This window comes from Mucilaginibacter phenanthrenivorans (genome assembly GCF_024721155.1).
Taxonomy (GTDB): domain Bacteria; phylum Bacteroidota; class Bacteroidia; order Sphingobacteriales; family Sphingobacteriaceae; genus Mucilaginibacter; species Mucilaginibacter phenanthrenivorans.
Genome location: NZ_JAHVAP010000005.1, coordinates 279,868 through 302,027 on the forward strand (window position 1 = coordinate 279,868; position 22,160 = coordinate 302,027).

A 22,160-nucleotide genomic window follows, 5' to 3' on the forward strand; every position below is an offset into this window, starting at 1 on the left:
CAGGTCTTTTTTATTGCCCACATGTCATTGCGAGGTACGAAGCAATCGCGAACTGTGCACGACCGCCATGCAATTTTCACACCTGTCTATTTGCTTTGTAAAGTTCGCGATTGCCTCGCTATCGCTCGCAATGACAATTTTTTTTATGCCCCCTTTTTCGCGCTCAAACTCTGCATCAACTGATCATACAGGTCATCGCCGGTAGCCCTTTTAGGTTTGAGTTTTTTAACGGTAGCACGTTTGCCTTTTGCCTTTGCATGTATGATCTTTAGTAGTTCGTCATCGTACTCATCCTTAAATTTAGATACATCAAACTTTTCAGCATATTGATTGATGAGCGCCAGGCCCATGTCCAGCTCCTTTTTACTGACAGTTACCTTATCTCCAATAGCGAGGTCTTCGGTACTCCGGATTTCCTGCCCGAAACGGATACGGGTTACCACCAGCACATTTTCAACCGGGTGTACTATACAAAGCGATTCGGTACTGCGCAATACAAAGCGCGCCAGGCCTGCCTTTTTTGATTTTCGCAAGGCTTCAACTAATAGTGCGTACGCTTTATTATTCTTTGTATCCGGTTCGGTATAATAGGATGTTTCGTAAAACATAGGGTTTACATCGGCGATGTCCACAAAGCTTTCTATCTCTATTACCTTGCTTTTTTCAGGAGCAGCGTCCTCAAAATCCTGGGCTTCAACAATTACATAATCGTCGTTCAGTTTATAGCCCTTTACAATCTTATCATAAGGAACTTCCTTTTTGGTATGCTCATTAACCCGCTGGTAACGAATGCGGGCATGGTCACGACTGTCCAGCATATCAAAATCAAGCTTGCTGGTTTCAATAGCTGAATATAATTTTACGGGGATGCTCACCAGCCCAAAACCGAGCGAGCCCTTCCAGATAGATCTCATAATCAAAGTATTTATTGATTATGTATAACTATTAAAATGGAGAAAGGGTTTTAAGTAAAATTTAAGCTATCTTACTCATCATCCAAATACTGCTTCGCTATACCCGGGTACACATTCATATAATCATTTGCCCTGCCGCTACGGTCAAAAATTCCTTCCCAGGTACTGAGCGGCTCCCAAATAAACGAGCCTAACGCCTTATCGCCAGGTGCAGTAAAAGCGATATCGTTTACTTGGTTTTTAAGCTGCGAATACTCGGCAACCATAACCTGCTTTTTGTAGCGTTTGGCTAGGTCGGCCATGTTGTTTTTCAGATCTGCAGGTGTTCCGTGCCATTTGGGATAATAGGAAAGCCCAATCACATCGAACGGCACATTTCTTTTAGCCATATTATCCAAAAAGAATCTTGATTCAGCGTTCTGTCCGCCCAATGCAATATGCAGCATGATCGCCGTCGACGGGCTAACAGCCTTAACACCTTTAATTCCCTCGTAAAGCAATTGCGAAAGGCTGTCAAGATTATTAATAGCCCCTTCGGGCCAAACTATCCCATGGTTAATTTCATTACCTACCTGTACCATATCAGGTGTAGTGCCCTGGTCCTTCAGCGACTGCATTACGTTTACTGTATAATCATATAACGATTTTTTAAGCATAGTAAAATCCTGCCCTACCCATGCAGCAGGTTTATTCTGTTGCTGTGGATCGGCCCAGTAATCACTGTAATGGAAATCGAGCAGAAATTTCATCCCTGCGGCTTTTATTCTTTTGGCCATCTGTTTGGTATGCTCCAAATCGCAAAAGCCTTTGTTAGGCGAATATCCCTTAGCATTTGCAGGCGCATTAAAAATGCGAAGCCTGATATAGTTAAAGCCATGTTCCTTCATAATCAGTATAGCATCACCCGGCGTACCGTTTACGTCAGAAAACTTTATTCCTTTGCTTTCCAGCTCAGGCAGGAAGGAAATATCGGCACCTAAAATTTTACCTTTAACAGTTTTGGGAACATATTTACCGGTAGTAACTGCATGGGCTACACCCGGCTGCACGGTGTGAATTTCTGTTGATCCGGGATAAAGGCTATCGGCTTTAGCTTCGAATTTTATATGCCCAAGTGTGCGACCTGCCTGTAACACCAGCCTGCAACTGGTGGCAACGGTTATCTGCCAGGTACTATCGGTATGCGCCAGGCTGTTGATATCGCCGGCATTATAGATCTTTACAATTTTAGCATCGCCTGTAATATGAAGCGTAACCGGGATTTTAACGCCCGGAACGCTATCACCCTTACTGTCGATAATTTTTATATTGATTAGCACCTCATCCTTGCCATCGGCAATCATGGTTGTTTTGTAGGGCGTCACCTGGATCTCGGCTGGTACGCCGGAAGGCTTCGGCGTTCTGCCTCTTTGGGCATCAGCAACCTCTGCAATAAACAGTATCAATACAGCTACTGTCATCGAAGCCGTAATAGTTTTGAATACTTTTAACATGTCGTTACAATTGGCAAGTTTAAAATTAGGTGATAAATTGTATAATAGACAATTTATCAATGGCTTTTGAGCATTATAACCAACTTATTACAATGGGTAACAATCCCACAAAACAAACATTACGCTTTTTGGTTACATTTGATTTTATACAATCCCAGATATGAAGAAAAATTACATTTCAATTTTATGCTTTACTGCTGTCGCCGCTTTGACTGGATGCAAGCACGATAAAGAAAGCGCCAGTGTAATAACCGGTGACGAAATTAAGAGCCATATTGCAGTTTTAGCCGACGACTCACTAATGGGTCGCAAACCTTTTACCGCAGGCGAAACAAAGGCCATAGCCTACATTTCATCTCAATTTAAAAAGGAAGGCCTGGAACCAGGCAACAACGGCAGCTATTTCCAGGAAGTACCGATGGTTGAAGTAACCAGTACGCCATCTGCAACCATGACCATAACTGGTGGTAAAACAAATATCAGCGTGAATTATTTAACTGATTTTGTGGCCTCAACCCGCCAGGAAGTTCCGGAAGTACAGCTTACAAACTCTCCGCTTGTGTTTGCAGGGTACGGCGTTGTTGCGCCGGAATATCATTGGAACGATTACGCCGGGCTTGATGTAAAGGGAAAGACAGTAGTTGTGCTGGTTAATGATCCGGGCTACAAATCAGGCATCCGTGGTTTTTTTAAAGATGATACCATGACTTATTACGGCCGCTGGACCTACAAATATGAAGAAGCCGCCCGCCAGGGAGCAGCCGGAATTATCATAGTTCACCAAACCGAGCCTGCCAGCTATGGCTGGAGCGTAGTTGCCAACAGCTTTACCGGCGCAAAATTGTATTTACAGCAACAGGATAAGCACATGTCGCGTTGCAAGGTTGAGGGTTGGATTACTGAGGATGCTGCCAAAAAGATGTTTGCAGCGGCAGGTATAACAGGCGATTTCAGGGCGCTGGCCCGTAAAAAGGATTTTAAGGCGATCCCGTTAAATTTGACTGCTACCTTATCGGTAAAAACAAAGCTAAAATACTCCACCTCGCATAACGTGATCGCTGTTTTAAAGGGCAGTACCTCGCCAGGGGAATGCATTTTATACACAGCCCATTGGGACCACCTTGGCATTGGCAAACCCGATGCAAAGGGCGACAGCATTTATAACGGTGCAGTTGACAATGCCAGCGGTGTTGCAGCAGTATTAAATGTAGCCAAAGCATTCGTCCAGTTAAAAGATAAACCCAAGCGCTCAGTTGTATTTTTAGCAGTTACCGGCGAAGAGCAGGGATTACTTGGCTCAGAGTATTACGCTACGCACCCAATCTTCCCGCTTAACAAAACAGTTGCCGATTTGAACATGGATGCCTTAGGCGATTACGGCGAAACCAATGATTTTGCTATAACCGGTAAAGGCCAAAATGATTTGGAGGATTATGTAGCCGAATTTGCAAAGGCTGATGGTAAAAAAATATCCGGTGATAAAAACCCTGGTGCCGGCGGTTACTACCGCTCCGACCATTTCAACTTTGCAAAAGTTGGCGTGCCGGCGCTTGACATGAACAATGGCGCTGAAAGTACCGCACACGGGGAAGCTTATGGCAAAGCCAAACAAAAAGAATACGGCGAAAAACACTATCACCAGCCATCAGACAGTTATTCCCCTGCTATGGATGCAAACGGTATGGCCGAGGTAGCTAACCTGCTTTTCAAAGTTGGTAATAAGCTGGCTAATGAAAGCACCTTCCCGGGATGGAAAAATGGTTCGGAATTTAAGGCGGTAAGGGATAAATCAATGTTAGTTAAATAGAGACCAAAGGCTAGAGATTAGTCAAAAAACTTTGCAAACGCTATAAAAGTGGTTAAAAGCAAAAGCTCAATTCGTTATCCGAATTGAGCTTTCGCTTTACATATATATGATGGATTCAGGGAGTTTTTCAGGTTGTATTCATTGCGCTCCCCGCTTTGAATGTTAGGTATTCATTTTGGCAATGTGATAACAATCATAAGCCAAAAGTCTGTTATAATCGTTAGCGATGCTTTTGTAGCTGAATGCGTCTATCAATGTTCCTATCCCAAGGAAACCACCGGTTATTAAAAACAGGATACCCAATAAGATCTGGTTAGTCATGAAACGCTGCACGCCGGCAAGGCCCATGAAGCCAAATAAGGTTCCTATCAATATATCAGTTGGGTTTTTCCTGCGACTGCTATAAACAGCCATAAAGGTTGTAGTCTGGTTTGGAGTTAACCCGGCAGATGCATGATGAATAAAGCTATATTCATCCATAGTCATGCCGGGGAATGCTGCGTATGAGTTTTGATAGGTGTTCATTTCTGTATCAGTTTTGGTTTCCATTTCGTTTGCTGATATAAAAGTATATCGCAAACCCAAAAACGCCAATCTGAAATAGGTTAGCGGGCTAAAGAAATCGGTGAAATGGGGATTTTAGGCGGTGAAATTTTTAATGTGCGAATTTTTGCTGTGCGGATGGAGGAAAAGATGGATTCGCAACTAGTGTTGATGTGTAAATACCCATTTGAAAATTATCGTTATATTTGTTATTATAATTTTGTGATATGGAAGAGTTATTAATTAAAGTAAAAGATGAAGCTGAATCTTCATTTGTAAAAGATTTACTTAAAAAATTAAAAATTCAATTTGAAACCGTTGGAGCAAACGATGCTCTTTCGGGCGAAGAGATTAAGCAATCTGTTATTAACGGGCAATTAGCTTATAAAAACGGCGAATCCGACCAGTTTACAAAGATTGACCGCAAGGAGCTATGGAAATAGCTTACCAAATTATCTTCTATAAAGACGCGCTTAAAGATATTGACTACTGGAAAAGATCAGGTAATAAACAAGCCCTAATTAAAATCGACAAAATTATAGAAGCGTTAGAGCAAAATCCCCATTCCCCTACCCCTGGTGAACCTGAAATGTTAAAATATACGTCAGGCTATTCACGAAGAATAAACAAAAAAGACAGAATTACTTACGATATAAATGAAGCGACGAAAGAAGTAATAATTTTCCGTATGCGTGGACACTACGGCGATAAGTAAAAAGGCTCCCATAAAGGAGCCTTAAATTATAAATACTTTTTGAAATTAAATTAGATAATCTCTACACCTGTTCAATCTCATCCGCACATCAGAAATCCGCACATTCGCACATCATTTTCACGTTCCGTATTCCGGGGTTGTTACTTCGCTTTCTTCAAACTCGTAATCGGTTAATGGCGGGCATGAACAGATCAATGTTCTGTCGCCATAAGTATCGTTTACGCGGCCAACTGATGGCCAAAATTTGTAAGCAGCAACATAAGGCAGCGGGAATGCAGCTTTTTGACGGCTGTATGGATGCTCCCATTCGTTAGCGGTAATTACAGAAGCAGTATGCGGCGCGTTCTTTAAAGGGTTATCGGTTTTGTCGGATAATCCTTTTTCTACATTATCAATTTCATGACGGATGGAAATCATCGCATCGCAAAAACGATCCAGCTCATGCTTTGGCTCTGATTCTGTCGGCTCAACCATAACGGTACCCGCAACCGGGAACGATACAGTCGGCGCGTGGAAACCATAATCCATTAGGCGTTTGGCAATATCAGTAACCTCGATGCCGAAGTTCTTAAACGCGCGGCAATCCAGGATCATTTCGTGTGCACAACGGCCATTTGCACCAGTGTAAAGTACCGGGTAATGGTGCTGTAAACGTGTTTTAATATAGTTGGCATTCAATATGGCGTAACGGGTTGCGTTGGTTAAACCATCGCTGCCCATCATGGCAATGTATGCGTGTGAGATAATTAAGATAGACGCAGAACCCCATGGCGCAGATGAAACTGCGTGGATTGATTTGCCTTTATCGATATCAACAACAGCATGTCCCGGTAAATAAGGAACCAGGTGTTTGGCTACACCGATAGGGCCCATGCCCGGACCGCCGCCGCCGTGCGGAATACAGAATGTTTTATGTAAGTTAAGGTGACAAACGTCGGCACCGATATTTGCGGGACTTGTTAAGCCTACCTGTGCATTCATGTTAGCTCCATCCATGTAAACCTGGCCTCCGTTAGCGTGAATGATCTCGCAGATCTCGATGATCGACTCTTCAAACACACCGTGAGTTGAGGGGTAAGTAACCATCAGGCATGAAAGCTCATTTTTATATTGTTCAGCTTTTGCTTTCAGATCAGCAACGTCGATGTTTCCGTTATCATCACATCTAACCACAACAATCTTCATTCCGGCCATTGCTGCTGACGCAGGGTTGGTACCGTGTGCAGATGATGGGATCAAAGCGATATTACGGTGACTATCGCCACGGTCTGCATGATAAGCACGGATCACCATTAAACCGGCGTATTCTCCTTGAGCACCGGCGTTCGGCTGTAAACTCATGGCTGCAAAACCGGTGATCTCGCTTAGCCAGTTATTCAGCTCATCAAACAATTGCATGTAACCACCTACCTGATCGGTTGGTGCGAAGGGGTGCATTTTGCTGAATTCGGCCCAGGTAACCGGAACCATTTCAGTAGTAGCGTTAAGCTTCATGGTACATGAACCCAATGCAATCATTGAATGGCAAAGCGAAAGATCCTTTGCTTCCAGTGATTTGATATAACGCAACATTTCGTGTTCTGAATGGTGCGAATTAAATAATGCGTGGGTTAAATAAGCTGATGTACGTTGAAGATCGGCCGGGATAACTGTTTCCAGGTTTGCTGCAATCTCATCAAACGTAACATCATTCAAAGTTTTACCTTTTACACGGGCAAAAAAGCGAACCATGGTTTTGATATCTTCCGGTGCCGTAGTTTCATCAACAGAAATTGTAACAACCGAACCTTTAAAATTAAAGTTCATTTCGTTATTGACTGACTCTGCATGAACCGGGCTTGCCAGTGCACCTAAATCAAATTTCAATGTATCAAAGTAGGCTTCGTTCAATTGATCGTAGCCTAATTGTTTTAATGATTTAGAAAGCAATACGGTCAAACCATGGATCCGTTCAGCAATCAGCTTTACACCTTTAGGGCCATGATAAACGGCATACATCCCGGCCATAATAGCCAGTAATGCCTGCGCGGTACAAATGTTGGAAGTAGCCTTATCTCTCCGGATATGTTGCTCGCGGGTCTGCAAGGCCATGCGTAAGGCATAGTTACCAGCACTATCTATAGTAACACCAATGATACGGCCGGGGATCGATCTTTTATATTCTTCTTTAGTTGCAAAAAATGCAGCATGCGGACCGCCGAAGCCCATTGGAACGCCAAAGCGCTGGGTTGATCCAACAACAATATCTGCGCCCCATTCACCCGGAGGGGTTAAAAGCACCAGGCTCATTATATCGGCAACTACGGTAAGCTTTATGCCTTTTTCGTGTGCTTTGGCAGCAAAGTCGGTATAGTTATAAACAGCGCCATTGCCTGCGGGATATTGAACTATGGCACCGAACATATTTTCGGTCAGTTTAACTGATTGGTGATCGCCAATCAGCAATTCGATACCGTAAGGTTGCGCTCGGGTTTTTAAAATATCTATGGTTTGCGGGAACACCTCGTCCGACACAAAAAACACGTTGGCGGTTTGATTCTTGCGCAGGCTGTATTGCATAAACATCGCCTCGGCAGCAGCTGTACCTTCGTCAAGCAACGATGCGTTGGCAATTTCCATCCCGGTTAAATCGATAACCATTGTCTGGAAATTCAACAAAGCCTGTAAGCGGCCTTGTGCAATTTCGGCCTGGTAAGGAGTGTACTGGGTATACCATCCCGGATTTTCAAGGATGTTGCGCTGGATAACTCCAGGCACGATCACATCATAGTAACCCTGGCCGATGAATGATTTAAATACCTTATTTTTTGATGCAGTTTGCTTAAGCGTATTCAGATAATCGAACTCGCTTTTTGCCGGCGGAAGATTTAGCGGAGCTTTTAATCTTATCTTTTCCGGAATGGTTTGGCTGATCAATTCGTCGAGCGAATTTACGCCAACAGCTTTCAACATTTGTGCGGTATCAGCTTCATTTGGAGCTATATGGCGCGACTGGAATTTTTCCTGATAATCAATATTCAACTTCATCAAATGGGTGGTCAGTTATTTTGCTGCAAAGGTACAATTTTTAAGAATCAGTATCAATTACGTTAACATTGTGTTATGTATTTTACAGTAGGATGGAATACGGTATTCGGGGTGATGATTTTTAGGTTGATCTGCAGTCTGAGTTTAGCATAGAATTCAAGTCCGGTTACAGGATATTGGTGCTAGGCCAGTAGAAATCTCCTATTTATTGCCTGATTAGAAAATATTTAAACATTTATTTCTCCGTTCACTTGTTTTTATTTACCTTGGGTTATTAACCTTAACCATTAATCACAAATAAAAAAACAACAGATTTTAAGCAAGTTATACAAGACAGTTAAAAAGGTAGATCAACAATTTAGTTACCATTTAAACTGAAAGAGCGTTCTGCGGTAGCCGAACCCTGTACCGATATCAAAACCAGGGTCAAAACAATTGAAATACTAAACCAAATGAAAAAACTGACCAGAAATGAAATGAAAAATGTAAATGGTGGAAAGCTACAACTGCCACCGGGATGCACTTGCGGACCTCTTCCAGCGCTGTTAACTTACGGGTGTACTTACACACCTAACCAGATCCAATACTGCCAGACAGGGCAATATTTGATTTGCTGTAACAATGACTAACAAGAGACTGGTTAATCAGAATATTTTTTCTGACAGGCCTCTTTAGCAAAAATGCCGGTATCTAATTGCCGGCATTTTTTATTACCATTATCCTTCCGAAGACAACTACAACATTTACAACCCTCAACCAAAAATCTTCAAATGCAAAAACCCCCATTCCTTGCGAATGAGGGTTTGCAAACAAACTAACTAAACTAAACCGGTACCCGAACCACCAGGCACCTTTATGAAAAACTAAAATTAAAATCTTCTTCTGCGTTCAGGACGGTCTTCTTTGCGCTTGCCTGAGAAGTCACGGAAGCCACCACCTGCCGAGCCATTCCTGTCTCCGCCATTGTTGCCTCTATAACCACCTTCACGGCGCTCGCCACCACCGCTTCTTTCGCGGTTGTAACCACCTTCACGGCGCTGGTAACCGCCACCGCCACCGCCACCTTCGCGACGTTCGCTGCTGCCTTCACCTGATATTTCTATCCGTACAGGACGGCCCTTAAACTCTGCGTTTGTAAAGCCACCCATCACCTTCTCAACGTCGGCATTTGGTACTTCAAAAAACGAGTAAACACCTTTAACGTCTATCTTACCTACAGTGCGTCCGCTTATTTTTGATTGGTTGCAGATATAACCCAGCAGGTCGCCGCGGTTAAATTCATCAACTGAACCTAAGTTTATAAATAAACGCGTGTATTCAGACTTGCCTCCGCCTTCACCACGTGGTGCGCGTTCTCCGTCTCTTTCAAAACGACGGCCTTCCTCAAGCGGCGCATTCAGATCAGGGGCATTTTTGTAATAATCAAGGAAACGGTTAAATTCGATTGAAGCAAAGCGTTTTATAAAATCCTCTTTGGTTAAATCTTTAAATTCTTCCATTATACGCGGCAGGTATTGCTCAATTTGTTGCTCATTAACCTGTACATCATGTATCTTATGTACAATGCTAAACAATTGTTTTTCGCAAACATCAAAGCCGGTAGGAATTTCTGCCTTAACAAATTTCTTTCCTAAGCCACGCTCAATCTGGCGGATCTTTCCTAATTCCTTTGCGTTGATGATGGAGATTGATACACCGGTTTTACCGGCACGGGCCGTACGGCCGCTACGGTGGGTGTAGTTCTCAACTTCATCAGGAAGCGAATAGTTAATAACGTGCGTTACGTCATTAACGTCGATACCGCGGGCTGCAACGTCAGTAGCAATTAACAATTGCAGGCTGCGATCGCGGTAACGTTTCATTACCTTATCGCGTTGTTGCTGTGAAAGGTCGCCATGTAAAGAATCGGCATTATAACCATCCTTTAAAAGTGCTTCAGCAATATCCTGTGTTTCAATTTTGGTACGGCAAAATACGATACCGAAAATGTCAGGATTAAAATCAACAATACGTTTAAATGCGGCATACTTGTCACGGGCACGTACTATATAGTACTCATGCTCAATGTTTGCATTACCGGTATTTTTTGTGCCCATGGTAAGCTCAAACGGCTCATTCATGTACTTCTTCGCTATACGGCGAACTTCAGTAGGCATGGTGGCTGAAAACAGCCATGTTTTTTTAGTATCCGGCGTAGTGGATAAAATACTGTCAATGTCTTCCTGGAAGCCCATGTTGAGCATCTCATCAGCTTCATCCAATACAACAAACTTAACCTGCGAAAAATCAATCGCCTTACGGTTAATAATGTCAAGCATACGACCAGGGGTTGCAACAACAATCTGCACACCGCGTTTTATCTGGCGTAATTGATCAGAAATACTTGCTCCACCATAAACGGCAACAACATTAACGTTGCTCATTTTTTTGGAGTAGTTTTTTATGTCATTCGTGATCTGTAAACAAAGTTCACGGGTTGGGCACAATACAAGTGCTTGCGGATAATTTTCTTCGAAGTCCAGCAGTTCCAATAGCGGTAGTCCGAAGGCAGCAGTTTTACCAGTGCCGGTTTGGGCTAATCCGACAAAATCGTTGCTGCCTGTTAACAATACCGGAATTGACTGTTCCTGGATTGGCGTAGGATTTTCAAATCCTAACTCAGAGATGGCATTAACAATATCATGACGGATTCCCAGATTAATAAATGGGTTCATGAATTTAAATAACGAATTTGACTACATCGCCAAATCGGGCGCAAAGGTATCCATTATTATTTACAATTCAAATAGCAATTTTCAAATTTATGATAATGATATTTTATCGCCATAAAACGCTACTTTTTAAACAATTATCATATATTTATTGAAAGTTTATTTATTATAACATGAAATTAAAAATCGCCACCGTCCTCATTTTAAGCATTTTCGTAAAGTTCGGTTTTGCCCAGACCCCTCAGAAGGATATGGATACCACCCACTATGGCCGCAATCCGGCAGTTGGCAAATATGCCGACATCAGGGGCTTCAAGATGTATTACGAAACCTATGGCAAGGGCGAACCACTGTTAATTATTCATGGAAACGGCGGCTCCATTAATAATTTTGTATACCAGATCCCGTACTTCGCGAAAAACTACCAGGTGATCCTGGCCGATAGCCGTGCACAGGGAAAATCTGTAGACCCATCCGATTCATTAAGCTATGAAATGATCACGGATGATTTGAATGCCTTGTTAGATAAGCTGAATTTAAAGCAGTGTTATATAATTGGCTGGAGCGATGGCGGCATTGAGGGCTTGATGATGGCTATCCGCCACCCTGACAAAGTAAAAAAGCTGGCGGTAACAGGCGCAAACCTGGAGCCGGATACAACTGCTGTTGATCCGTTTGTGTATAACTACGCAATGAAGATGAATAAGATGGGGCAGGATACTATCAAAAAAATAAAGAATGTAACGCCAGAGATGAAAAACCAGCTCAAGCTGCTTCACTTGCTTTCATACGAACCGCATATCAAATTATCCGACTTAAAAAAAATAACCTGCCCCACCCTTGTTATAGGTGGCGACCACGATGTGATCCGCACCAAACATACCATGCTGATAGCGGAAACCATCCCTAACGCTTACCTGTGGATCCTGCCAAACTCTGGTCATTCAACACCATTGATATATAAGGACATGTTTAACCAGGTTGTTGGCGACTTCCTTACAAAGCCATATAGAAAGATTGAGGGCTTTGGGAGGTTTAATTAGCGGGTGAGTTGATTGGGTTTATTAAGTTGGATTGAGTTGGTTGGGTTAGGAAAATAAAATGTTTTTAGAGGGTGTAAAACCGATGAAAAGATAAAATTAAATTGAGCTGAACGAATAAAAATCTTGCAGAGTAAAAGAAATGAAAACACTAATAAATATTCTACTGGTTATTATTGGGTTCCTATTCCTATTTTTGGTATACAGGGCCCTTATTGTTGATGAAACTACCCCGGCAGATCATTGGATAAACTCGGCCTTTAGCGCACTTATTTTGATTACCATATTTTTGCAGTTCAGGGAGAAGAGGATTGCGCGAAAACGGGAATAGAATTAACAAAGCTATTAGAGATTAAACGGATTGCAAGTCAATAGATGCCGCAATCCGTTTAATCCTGAAAATCCCGGTTTAGCGCAGCCTATCAGCCGATTTCACCAGCTTTTCGTCGCTCTTAATTGCCCTTACAGCCAGCAGAACAAGCAGCATACTTATTGATGACAGGAAAAGCCCGATTCCCCAGTTATGGGTATCGATCTGGATACTGCCCATTATTCCTTTTGCCATTTGCGACAGCCAGAAACTATAACCAACAATTACCAGCAACGTACTGTAGCATAATGCTATTTGTTGTTTGCGATTTTTGTATAAAAATATAATTACCAGCGGGATGATGGCAAGGATTGCGGTCGCAATAGTTAAGCCCATAAAAAACTCGGTGTGCGTGTTTTGTCCGTTCACGTCCTGGTAAACGCCGGTAACCATGATGGTTAAAGGCTTACCTGCCACATAAACATTATGCACCAGCGGGAAAAGGAAAAGGGCAAACAGCGCCAGTGAAGCTAAAAACAGGTAAATGCTTTGTATTCGTTGTAACATGATCTTGATTTATATAGCAAAGATATAATTGTTTAGCTATTAAAATTATCGTAATTTTAATAGCTAATTTAGGCCCCTTATTAAAGTACCATGAGCGATTCAATGCCACCCTCAATGCAACCCATAGATGTGCATATGGACGATTACCTGTTAAAAAAAACATTCCTTGAACACCTGAACTATATTTACTATGGTAAACAGCATCTTATTGCCTTTTTTGAGGAGGTGAAGGGAATAGCAACACTAACAGTATTAAAGCATGCTATCCAGGAAGGGATTGACGACACGGCGAGCCAGATCCAGCAAATGGATGAAGTATATGCCGCCATCAAAGAAAAACCTGAAAAAACAAACACACTCGGCATAAAGGCACTTACCCTTGAAGCTTACCTTTCAGCAATTAAAGCCGGCAAGACCGCGTTGGAGAAGGACGTGTTTATCCTCTTTTACCTGCAGCAAATCGAGGGTATCGAGATCACCTATTTTAAAGTTTTAAAAAACCTTGCCAAAGCCATTGGCTACAGCAACTCCTTTATCGACCAACCATTTGATATTGCAGTTGAGAATAAGCTTTTATTTGAATCGATTTATAAGGAGTATATTTCCTAGGTTGTAGTTGTTGTAAGGGTTGTAAAAGTTGTAGTTATTGAAAATATAGAACACTTACAAATTTCATAACTTTGCGGGGTGACCACCCAACGCTATTTCATTGAACTTTCTTACGATGGTACCAATTACCATGGCTGGCAAACGCAGCCGAATGCCGTTGCTGTACAGGAAGTTTTAGATAAGGCATTGTCAACAGTTTTACGCCAGCCGATAGAAACATTAGGCTGCGGACGCACAGATACCGGAGTTCACGCCAAAGATTTTTTTGCGCATTTTGATGTAGTTGATAGTTCATGGTTCATAGATCATAGCGCTGTTTTGCGCAGCATTAATGCTATCCTTCCAAAAGATATCGCCATAAAAAACATTTTCCCGGTTAATGCTGAGGTTCATGCAAGATTTGATGCTACTCAGCGCAGCTATGAATACCATATCCATTTTAGTAAAGACCCTTTTAAAAATGGCTATTCGTGGGAATTAAGGGATAAGCCCGATGTAGCTTTAATGAACAAGGCTGCTGATATAATTAAAGAGTACACCGATTTTAGTTGTTTCAGCAAATCAAATACCCAGGTAAAAACCAACAATTGTAAAATAAGCCATGCAGCGTGGATTGTCAAGGACGATGGCATTGTTTTCCAGATCTCGGCCGACCGTTTTTTACGCAATATGGTTCGGGCCATAGTGGGAACATTGTTGATGGTCGGTAAAAAAGAAATTGAACCGGAAGCTGTGCGCGCCATCATTGAAAGCAAAAACCGTAGTAATGCGGGCATGTCTGTACCAGCAGGAGGATTATATTTAACAAACATATCTTATCCATTTGTTGGCAAAAGGTAAAAGGATAAAGGCGAAAGGTTTTATTTCGATTTATAAATTTAAATTTGCCTTATCCCATTCACTAATTCAATAGATCACTAATTCACTAAATGGCTGAGGTTACAGGTAAGGCGCTTGATTGGAAACTGCTTGGCAGGGTGATGAAATATGTCGACCCCTATAAGCGGACCTTTATCATTGCTGCGTTCCTTACCATTTTTTTGGCTGCAATTGCGTTGGCACAGCCTATCCTGATCCAAAAAACGCTTGACAGTTATATCTTAACTGACAATTACGACGGCCTTGTTTTTATGGTGGGGCTGATGATCAGTCAGCTTATTATTCAAACCATTGCGCAGTATTATCAAACCTATCTGACCAACTCGCTTGGCCAGTCTGTTATTCGTGATTTGCGGATAGCGATATTTAATCACATCACCAGCCTGCGTTTAAAATATTTCGACCATACACCAATCGGGATGCTGATCACCCGCACAGTATCCGACCTCGAAACCATTGCAGATATCTTTTCCGAGGGATTAATCTCTATTATGGGTGATATGCTGCTGGTAATTGCTGTTATCGGCTATATGATCGTTGAGGACTGGAAGCTTGCCTTGATCACATTAATCCCGATGCCGTTCCTCTTTCTGTCTACCTATGTATTTAAGGAAGCCATCAAATCATCCTTCCAGGAAGTACGCACACAAGTAGCACATTTGAACACTTTTTTAGCAGAACATATCTCTGGCATGAGCGTGATCCAGATCTTTGCCCGCGAGGACCAGGAGATGCGCAAGTTTAAATCAGTAAACACCAAATACCGCGACGCTAACATTCGCTCCAACTGGTACTACTCCATATTTTTTCCGGTGGTTGAAATTTTGTTTGCCGTTTGTATCGGCTTGCTGGTTTGGTACGGCTGTAAGCGCATTCTATCCGATAAGGAATTATTGAGTATTTCGGCTAACCCGCACGGCGTTACACCTGGTACGATAACCGGGTTTATAGTATTGCTGAATATGCTTTTCCGCCCTATCCGCCAATTAGCTGATAAATTCAATACACTGCAAATGGGTATGGTCGGTGCCGACAGGATCTTTAAAGTATTGGATACTGATGAAGTTGCCGTAAATACCGGCAAACTGGAACCTGCTGTTTTACAGGGCGATATTGAATTTAAAAATGTTTGGTTTGCCTATAATGACGAGAACTGGGTGTTAAAAAATATCAACTTCCATCTTGAACCTGGGAAAACATTGGCTTTGGTTGGCGCAACCGGTGCAGGCAAATCATCAACGATAAACATTCTGAACCGTTTTTATGAAATTGGCAAAGGTGAAGTTACAGTTGACGGCGTAGATATCAGGGAGTACGATGTCAATTACCTGCGTTCCCACATCGCTACTGTAATACAGGACGTATTTCTATTTACCGATACCATCGGCAATAACATCAGCCTTAATAACCCTGAAATTACCCGTGAGCAGATCATTGCTGCAGCGATGGATGTAGGCGCGCATGAATTTATAGAACGCCTCCCGGGCGGATATGATTACAATGTAATGGAACGGGGTTCTACCTTATCTGCCGGGCAGTCGCAATTAATTTCGTTTATCAGGGCGTTGGTTTACAATCCGACTATCCTTGTACTGGATGAAGCTACTTCATCAGTTGATACCGAGACAGAGATCCTGATTCAAAACGCCATCACCAAGCTGATGCAGGGTCGTACAGCTATAGTTATTGCACACCGCCTGTCTACCATTCAAAATGCAGATAAGATCATCGTGCTTGATCATGGTGAGATTATGGAAAGTGGCACGCACCAGGAACTATTGCGCATTGAGAATGGCTACTACCGCAAGCTGTATGATCTGCAGTTTAATTCTGCGGGAATTGTTAAGTAGTCTTAAGTTCTAAGTCGATAGTATCAAATCAAAAATGGCCTGAAGACTACTGACTCAAGACTTCAAACTCCCTTAGACGGTGCCTTCTTAACCGATTCAACAGGCTGCTCCTCCCGCTCATGCCTTTTGGCTATATTTTCCTGCTTAGGCTGATCGCCTTTATATTCCTTATCCTCTTTTCTCACGTGGCTTTTGCCGCCGTTATCAACTGGCTTATGTGTTGATGATGGCTTGTCTATTGCGTTTACTGGCTTTGTCATAAAGGAATAACAAAGGGATAGCAGGATTTGTTTACAACAACCTTTGTCATTCTGAACGAAGTGAAGAATCTTCAACGCAAAACATAGACGGAGGACAGATATATCGCAGACTAAGCAATTTGAGAAGATTCTTCGCTGTCGCTCAGAATGACAAAAACAAAAAGGGCTTCTCTTTCCAGAGAAACCCTTCAATATAAATTTTTATAAAATTACTGCGCTGATAACGCTGCTGCGCCGCTCACAATTTCCGTTAACTCGGTAGTGATGGCTGCCTGGCGTGCCTGGTTATATGAAAGCTTAAGTGCTTTCAACAACTCGCCCGCATTATCCGTTGCCTTATCCATCGCGGTCATACGTGCGCCGTGCTCAGATGCATTTGAATCAAGCACTGCCTTGTATAACTGGATCTTGATATTTTTAGGGATCAACTGCTCAACTATAGCCTCTTGCGATGGCTCAAGAATGTAGTCAACCTGTACTTTATTCAGATCCTTTTTGGTATCATCCTTTTTAACTTCAGGTTTTGGAACCGGTAACAGCTGCTCCACAGTTAAGATCTGCATAGCTGCGTTCTTGAACTGGTTATAAACCAACTCAACACGATCATAATCACCTTTTAAAAAGCCGTCCATAATACTTTGGGTAATTACGGAAGCATTTATAAAGTTAAGGTCGAGGTACAAATCATTATTGTTACCAATAACGTTGTATTTGCGCCTTGCATAAAACTCCTGGCTTTTTTTACCGATAGCAACTATCGATATATTACCGGCTTTAAGCTGCTCACTGTATTTTTCGGCTATCAGGTTATTGGCAGTCTTTATAACGTTGGCGTTAAAAGCGCCGGCCAAACCACGGTTCGACGAAACCACAACTATCAATACCTTGTTTGGCTCACGCTGTGCTAAAAACGGAGATGAACCATCCTCTAAACTTGCAGACAAGTTTGCCAGTAAATCTTTCAATTTATTGGCATAAGGGCGTAATTGTACAATAGCGTTGGTTGCCCGCTTCAACTTAGCTGCCGAAACCATTTTCATGGCCTTGGTGATCTGCTGCGTTGAGCTTACGGACTTAATCCTGTTTCTTACTTCTTTTAAATTAGCCATTCTTTTTTTGAGTCTTGAGTTCTAAGTCTTGAGTCTTTAGTTCCACGTCGTTGACTTAGGACTAAAGACTTTAGACTAAAGACTTAATACTTCTAACTATTAATATTTTCCGCTCAGTTCCTTAGCAACTGTTTCAAGCACACCTGTGATTGTATCATCAAACTTACCTGCTTTAAGGGCAGCTAATGTTTCAGGATGACGCACTTCCAGCTGGCTTGTAAATTCTGCTTCAAACTCACGGATCTTGTTAACCGGTACGTTACGCATCAGGTTTTTAGTACCTAAGTAAATAACTGCAACCTGTTTTTCAACCGTTACCGGTGAGTATTGGCCTTGTTTCAGGATCTCTACGTTACGGGCACCTTTGTCAAGTACTGTTTTTGTTGAAGCGTCCAAATCTGAACCGAATTTTGAGAAAGCCTCAAGCTCGCGGTATTGTGCCTGGTCAAGTTTCAAAGTACCGGCAACCTTCTTCATTGATTTGATCTGCGCGTTACCACCCACACGTGATACCGAGATACCTACGTTGATAGCCGGACGAACACCTGCGTTAAACAAGTTCGACTCAAGGAAGATCTGACCGTCAGTAATTGAAATTACGTTGGTTGGGATGTATGCTGATACGTCACCCGCTTGTGTTTCGATGATCGGCAATGCGGTTAATGAACCACCACCCTTCACGATACCACGGATAGACTCAGGCAAATCATTCATTGCCTGCGCAATTGAATCATTCGCGTTGATCTTAGCAGCACGCTCCAATAAACGGCTGTGCAGGTAAAATACGTCACCTGGATAAGCCTCACGACCCGGTGGACGACGTAACAATAACGACACCTCACGGTAAGCAACAGCTTGTTTTGAAAGATCATCATAAATGATCAATGCAGGACGACCTGTGTCACGGAAGTACTCGCCGATGGCAGCACCTGCAAACGGGGCAAAGAATTGCATAGTAGCAGAGTCTGACGCGTTAGCAGCAACAATGATAGAATATGGCATAGCGCCTTTTTCTTCCAGTGTGCGTACAATGTTAGCTACGGTAGAAGCTTTCTGTCCGCAGGCAACATAGATACATATTACCGGTTTTCCGGCATCATAAAATTCTTTCTGATTGATGATAGTATCGATACAAACAGCAGTTTTACCTGTCTGGCGGTCACCGATTACCAACTCACGTTGTCCGCGGCCGATAGGGATCATCGCATCGATAGCCTTGATACCAGTTTGTAATGGCTCAGTTACCGGCTGACGGTAGATAACACCCGGCGCTTTACGCTCCAAAGGCATTTCATAAACCTGTCCGGCGATAGGGCCTTTACCGTCAATTGGAGTACCTAAGGTATCAACAACTCGGCCAAGCATGCCTTCACCAACATTGATAGAGGCGATCCTGTTTGTACGCTTAACGGTATCACCTTCTTTAATATCATCGGATTTACCAAGCAATACAACACCTACGTTATCTTCCTCAAGGTTAAGTACGATACCCTGTAAACCGGTACCAAACTCAACCAGCTCACCTGATTGTACTTTTGTTAATCCATAAACGCGTGCAATACCGTCACCCACCTGGAGTACAGTACCCACTTCTTCTAGTTCAGATTCTGACTTGAAGCCTGCTAATTGCTGACGCAAAATTGCTGATACTTCGTCTGGTCTTACCTCTACCATTTTTAAATTTATTTTAGAGTTTTAGTTTTTAACTTTTAATTGGAATTACCTGTTGGCAAATTCCTTCTTTAATTTATGTAAATCACTTGCAATGCTGGTATCTATCTGCCTGTCGCCAACGGTTAATACAAAACCGCCGATCAAATTAGCGTCAACCTTAGCTTCCAGTTTTACTGTACCACCGGTTGCAGCTGCAATATCAGCTATCATTGTTTTCTTGTTAGTATCAGACAATGCTGTCGCAGATACTACCGAAGCATGAACGATGTTATGTTTGATATCATAAAGGTTTACATACTCACCTGCGGTGGCGTATAAAACCTCGCCGCGGCTCTTGTTTACCATCAGCTTAAAAAAAGCCAGGCTGGTTTTATTAACCTTTGAAGCAAAAATATCGTCCAATATGTGCACCTTCTTTGAGTGAGATACTATCGGATTAGCCAAAACCGCTTTTAATTCAGGATTTGCTTTTAATGTGTGTAAAAAAAGCTCCATATCTCCTTTTATAGGCTCAACCAATTTTTGCTCTTCTGCAAGATCAATAATGGCTTTTGCGTACCTGGCTGCTACTGTTAATTCTGACATATTTTTATTTAGATGTGAGATATTAGATGTGAGACGTGAGACCTTAATTTGAAACATTATTCATGTCTCACGTCTCAAATCTCATATCTGAAAATCTAGCTTAATTTCACGTCCCTCAACAAATCCTTAACCAGTTCGTCTTGTTTTTTCTGATCTTCAAACTGCTTGCGTAATACCTTTTCAGCAATCTCTAATGAAAGTGATGCTACCTGGTTTTTTACATCAGCCATAGCAATAGCCTTCTGGTTATTGATCTCTATGCGGGCAAGCTCAATCTGGCGTGAACCTTCCTTCTGCGCTGCTTCCTTAGCGTCAGCAATGATCTGGTTCTTTACTTTGGTAGCTTCCGATAAAATAGCGTCACGCTCGGCACGGGCGCTTTTTAACAAAGCCTCGTTCTCGTTTGTTAAACGCGCCATTTCCTCCCTAACTGCCTCAGCACGTAAAAGAGCTGTTTCAATTGATTGCTCGCGTTCGGCTACTGCAGCCAAAATAGGTTTCCAGGCATATTTACCCAGTATAAACAATAGTATCGCAAAACAAAGTGTAGTCCAGAAAACTAAACCAATGTGAGGAGTAACTAAATCCATAATTCAGATTATATTTTATTTATAAGTAATTTCATTTTAAAAATAACCCGGCGCCAACCGCTCCGGGCTATTTTAATGCTACATGCTGCTTCCTATTAAAAGAAAGCTGCAACAACCACCGCGAACAAGGCAACACCTTCTACAAGGGCCGCAGCGATGATCATGTTAAGTTGGATCTTAGAAATAGCTTCAGGCTGACGTGCAATAGCTTCAACAGCTTTACCACCAATTTGACCGATGCCGATACCTGCACCAATTGCGGCTAAACCAGCGCCAAGGCCGCCTAAGCTACCGTGTACACCAGTTGCCTGAGCTAAAACCAAACCTGCGGTTCCAATCATTCCAATCATTGTGTGTTAATTTAAAACGTGTATATATTAAGATAATTAATTACAAAACTTCAGTGTGCTCAGTATGGTGCTCTTCAATAGCCATCCCGATAAACAAGGCACCAAGCAGCGTGAATATATACGCTTGCAGGAACGCTACCAGTAACTCAATGGCATCCATAAACACAACAAACACAATTGAGACAGGGGAAACCCAAATGGTTTTAAAAATAAATATTAATGATATTAAGCTTAAGATCAAAATGTGACCGGCTGTAATGTTAGCAAACAAACGAATCATTAATGCTATTGGCTTGGTGAAAATCCCAACAATTTCAACCGGGATCATGATGAAGAACAACCACCATGGGTTTGGCACAAATATGTGCTTCCAGTAATGTTTGTTACCATTAAGGTTAACCACAAAAAATATGATAACTGATAATACGGCCGTAACCGCTATATTACCTGTAAGGTTATAACCTCCCGGAAAGAAGGGAACCATACCCAAAAGATTATTCAACAGGATGAAAAAGAATATGGTAAGTAATAAAGGCATAAACCTTAAATACTTTACACCTATGTTAGGCAGGGCAATATCGTCGCGCACAAATAATATAAGGGGCTCCATAAACGACTGTAAGCCTTTAGGAGCTTTACCAACACGTTTTTTATACGCTGATGAAACACTTAAAAACACAATCAGCAATATGGTAATAGCCATGAACATAGAAGCTACGTTACGGGTGATGGAGAAGTCCATTACTTTTTTTGTCGCCGCTTCATCTACAACGCCTGATGCATCAACAACCTTCACTGTTTCTTTTTCAAGCTTGTAATTATAATGAGCACCATGATAAACCGCGCTATCTGCAGGCATTAGTTTGGCTGATGAAAATACTTCCAAACCTTTATCAGTATACAAAATAACAGGAAGCGGAAGCATTACCTCGCCAACTACCGGCCATGAGTGTGAATCACCAATATGTTCAAGTATTATTTCTTTGGGTTCAAACTTCTTTTCTGAGCCCTCAGGAGCCTTTTCCTGGCCAAAAGCCGAGTTTGTAAATCCGCCTGCGATTAAAAAAAACGCGCAAATTAAAGAAATGTTAAAAAGTTTTAAGTTCAAAATCGAGCTCTTGTTCATC

At 42.2% G+C, this 22,160-nt stretch carries 22 protein-coding genes; 9 read left to right on the forward strand and 13 right to left on the reverse strand.

The features are described 5' to 3' along the window. Positions 1 to 143 precede the first annotated feature (143 nt). Both ku and KXD93_RS13420 read right to left on the reverse strand, forming a co-directional pair. On the reverse strand, positions 144 to 914 hold the full coding sequence (ku, locus tag KXD93_RS13415; protein ID WP_258137629.1) for a non-homologous end joining protein Ku: 771 nt from the start codon (positions 912 to 914) through the stop codon (positions 144 to 146). Positions 915 to 985: 71 nt separating this feature from the next. Then, a complete protein-coding gene (locus tag KXD93_RS13420) occupies positions 986 to 2,407 on the reverse strand; it encodes a glycosyl hydrolase 53 family protein (RefSeq protein ID WP_258137630.1) in 1,422 nt (473 codons plus the stop codon). A 160-nt stretch (positions 2,408 to 2,567) separates the two neighbouring features. Here KXD93_RS13420 and KXD93_RS13425 point away from each other — a divergent pair, with 160 nt between their 5' ends. Further along, entirely contained in the window at positions 2,568 to 4,214 is a 1,647-nt protein-coding gene (locus KXD93_RS13425) for a M28 family metallopeptidase (RefSeq protein ID WP_258137631.1), read from the forward strand. Between the two features lie 162 nt (positions 4,215 to 4,376). Here KXD93_RS13425 and KXD93_RS13430 read toward each other — a convergent pair whose 3' ends face one another. Further along, entirely contained in the window at positions 4,377 to 4,763 is a 387-nt protein-coding gene (locus KXD93_RS13430; protein WP_258137632.1) for a TM2 domain-containing protein, read from the reverse strand. Between the two features lie 221 nt (positions 4,764 to 4,984). Between KXD93_RS13430 and KXD93_RS13435 the strand changes: the two genes are divergently transcribed. After that, on the forward strand, positions 4,985 to 5,200 hold the full coding sequence (locus KXD93_RS13435) for a hypothetical protein (RefSeq protein WP_258137633.1): 216 nt from the start codon (positions 4,985 to 4,987) through the stop codon (positions 5,198 to 5,200). Then, the gene (locus tag KXD93_RS13440; RefSeq protein ID WP_258137634.1) at positions 5,191 to 5,472 is read left to right on the forward strand and encodes a Txe/YoeB family addiction module toxin; all 282 of its coding nucleotides are present in this window, start codon (positions 5,191 to 5,193) and stop codon (positions 5,470 to 5,472) included. The genes KXD93_RS13435 and KXD93_RS13440 overlap by 10 nt, the downstream gene beginning before the upstream one ends. 117 nt (positions 5,473 to 5,589) lie before the next feature. On the opposite strand, the gene gcvP is transcribed toward KXD93_RS13440, so the two are convergent. Then, positions 5,590 to 8,499 carry an aminomethyl-transferring glycine dehydrogenase gene (gene gcvP / locus KXD93_RS13445; RefSeq protein ID WP_258137635.1) on the reverse strand — a complete coding sequence of 970 codons (2,910 nt, stop codon included), beginning with the start codon at positions 8,497 to 8,499 and terminating at the stop codon, positions 5,590 to 5,592. A gap of 452 nt (positions 8,500 to 8,951) precedes the next feature. On the opposite strand from gcvP, the gene KXD93_RS30700 reads away from it, so the two are divergent. Further along, on the forward strand, positions 8,952 to 9,128 hold the full coding sequence (locus KXD93_RS30700) for a bacteriocin-like protein (protein ID WP_444700099.1): 177 nt from the start codon (positions 8,952 to 8,954) through the stop codon (positions 9,126 to 9,128). Between the two features lie 240 nt (positions 9,129 to 9,368). On the opposite strand, the gene KXD93_RS13450 is transcribed toward KXD93_RS30700, so the two are convergent. Then, positions 9,369 to 11,213 carry a DEAD/DEAH box helicase gene (locus KXD93_RS13450; protein WP_258137636.1) on the reverse strand — a complete coding sequence of 615 codons (1,845 nt, stop codon included), beginning with the start codon at positions 11,211 to 11,213 and terminating at the stop codon, positions 9,369 to 9,371. A 170-nt stretch (positions 11,214 to 11,383) separates the two neighbouring features. Between KXD93_RS13450 and KXD93_RS13455 the strand changes: the two genes are divergently transcribed. Together KXD93_RS13455 and KXD93_RS13460 are read left to right on the forward strand one after the other, a co-directional pair. Next, the gene (locus KXD93_RS13455) at positions 11,384 to 12,253 is read left to right on the forward strand and encodes an alpha/beta fold hydrolase (RefSeq protein WP_258137637.1); all 870 of its coding nucleotides are present in this window, start codon (positions 11,384 to 11,386) and stop codon (positions 12,251 to 12,253) included. A gap of 139 nt (positions 12,254 to 12,392) precedes the next feature. Beyond that, positions 12,393 to 12,581: a hypothetical protein gene (locus KXD93_RS13460; protein ID WP_258137638.1), complete on the forward strand. Its 189-nt coding sequence runs from the start codon at positions 12,393 to 12,395 to the stop codon at positions 12,579 to 12,581. Positions 12,582 to 12,659: 78 nt separating this feature from the next. Here the strand turns inward: KXD93_RS13460 and KXD93_RS13465 are convergent, their stop codons facing one another. Continuing rightward, complete coding sequence (locus KXD93_RS13465) at positions 12,660 to 13,127, reverse strand: DUF4293 domain-containing protein (RefSeq protein ID WP_258137640.1); 468 nt, start codon at positions 13,125 to 13,127, stop codon at positions 12,660 to 12,662. A gap of 90 nt (positions 13,128 to 13,217) precedes the next feature. On the opposite strand from KXD93_RS13465, the gene KXD93_RS13470 reads away from it, so the two are divergent. The 3 genes from KXD93_RS13470 to KXD93_RS13480 all read left to right on the forward strand — a co-directional run bounded on the left by KXD93_RS13470 (position 13,218) and on the right by KXD93_RS13480 (position 16,465). Next, positions 13,218 to 13,736, forward strand: a complete 519-nt coding sequence (locus KXD93_RS13470; protein ID WP_258137641.1) for a DUF892 family protein — start codon at positions 13,218 to 13,220, stop codon at positions 13,734 to 13,736. Between the two features lie 78 nt (positions 13,737 to 13,814). Next, on the forward strand, positions 13,815 to 14,576 hold the full coding sequence (gene truA / locus KXD93_RS13475) for a tRNA pseudouridine(38-40) synthase TruA (RefSeq protein ID WP_258137643.1): 762 nt from the start codon (positions 13,815 to 13,817) through the stop codon (positions 14,574 to 14,576). Positions 14,577 to 14,665: 89 nt separating this feature from the next. Beyond that, positions 14,666 to 16,465, forward strand: coding sequence for an ABC transporter ATP-binding protein (locus KXD93_RS13480; RefSeq protein ID WP_258137644.1), 1,800 nt, complete (start codon positions 14,666 to 14,668; stop codon positions 16,463 to 16,465). 62 nt (positions 16,466 to 16,527) lie between these two features. Here the strand turns inward: KXD93_RS13480 and KXD93_RS13485 are convergent, their stop codons facing one another. The 7 genes from KXD93_RS13485 to atpB all read right to left on the reverse strand — a co-directional run bounded on the left by KXD93_RS13485 (position 16,528) and on the right by atpB (position 22,159). Beyond that, complete coding sequence (locus tag KXD93_RS13485; RefSeq protein WP_258137645.1) at positions 16,528 to 16,725, reverse strand: hypothetical protein; 198 nt, start codon at positions 16,723 to 16,725, stop codon at positions 16,528 to 16,530. A 209-nt stretch (positions 16,726 to 16,934) separates the two neighbouring features. Further along, positions 16,935 to 17,834 (reverse strand): ATP synthase F1 subunit gamma, encoded by a 900-nt coding sequence (gene atpG / locus KXD93_RS13490; protein ID WP_258137646.1) that lies wholly within the window; start codon positions 17,832 to 17,834, stop codon positions 16,935 to 16,937. Positions 17,835 to 17,933: 99 nt separating this feature from the next. Continuing rightward, positions 17,934 to 19,508, reverse strand: a complete 1,575-nt coding sequence (atpA, locus tag KXD93_RS13495; protein WP_258137647.1) for a F0F1 ATP synthase subunit alpha — start codon at positions 19,506 to 19,508, stop codon at positions 17,934 to 17,936. Between the two features lie 45 nt (positions 19,509 to 19,553). After that, positions 19,554 to 20,093: an ATP synthase F1 subunit delta gene (atpH, locus tag KXD93_RS13500; RefSeq protein WP_258137648.1), complete on the reverse strand. Its 540-nt coding sequence runs from the start codon at positions 20,091 to 20,093 to the stop codon at positions 19,554 to 19,556. Between the two features lie 95 nt (positions 20,094 to 20,188). Next, complete coding sequence (gene atpF, locus KXD93_RS13505; protein WP_258137649.1) at positions 20,189 to 20,683, reverse strand: F0F1 ATP synthase subunit B; 495 nt, start codon at positions 20,681 to 20,683, stop codon at positions 20,189 to 20,191. A gap of 95 nt (positions 20,684 to 20,778) precedes the next feature. Next, the gene (gene atpE, locus KXD93_RS13510) at positions 20,779 to 21,033 is read right to left on the reverse strand and encodes an ATP synthase F0 subunit C (RefSeq protein ID WP_373417358.1); all 255 of its coding nucleotides are present in this window, start codon (positions 21,031 to 21,033) and stop codon (positions 20,779 to 20,781) included. A 40-nt stretch (positions 21,034 to 21,073) separates the two neighbouring features. Continuing rightward, positions 21,074 to 22,159 carry a F0F1 ATP synthase subunit A gene (atpB, locus tag KXD93_RS13515; protein ID WP_258137650.1) on the reverse strand — a complete coding sequence of 362 codons (1,086 nt, stop codon included), beginning with the start codon at positions 22,157 to 22,159 and terminating at the stop codon, positions 21,074 to 21,076. Position 22,160: the final 1 nt, after the last annotated feature.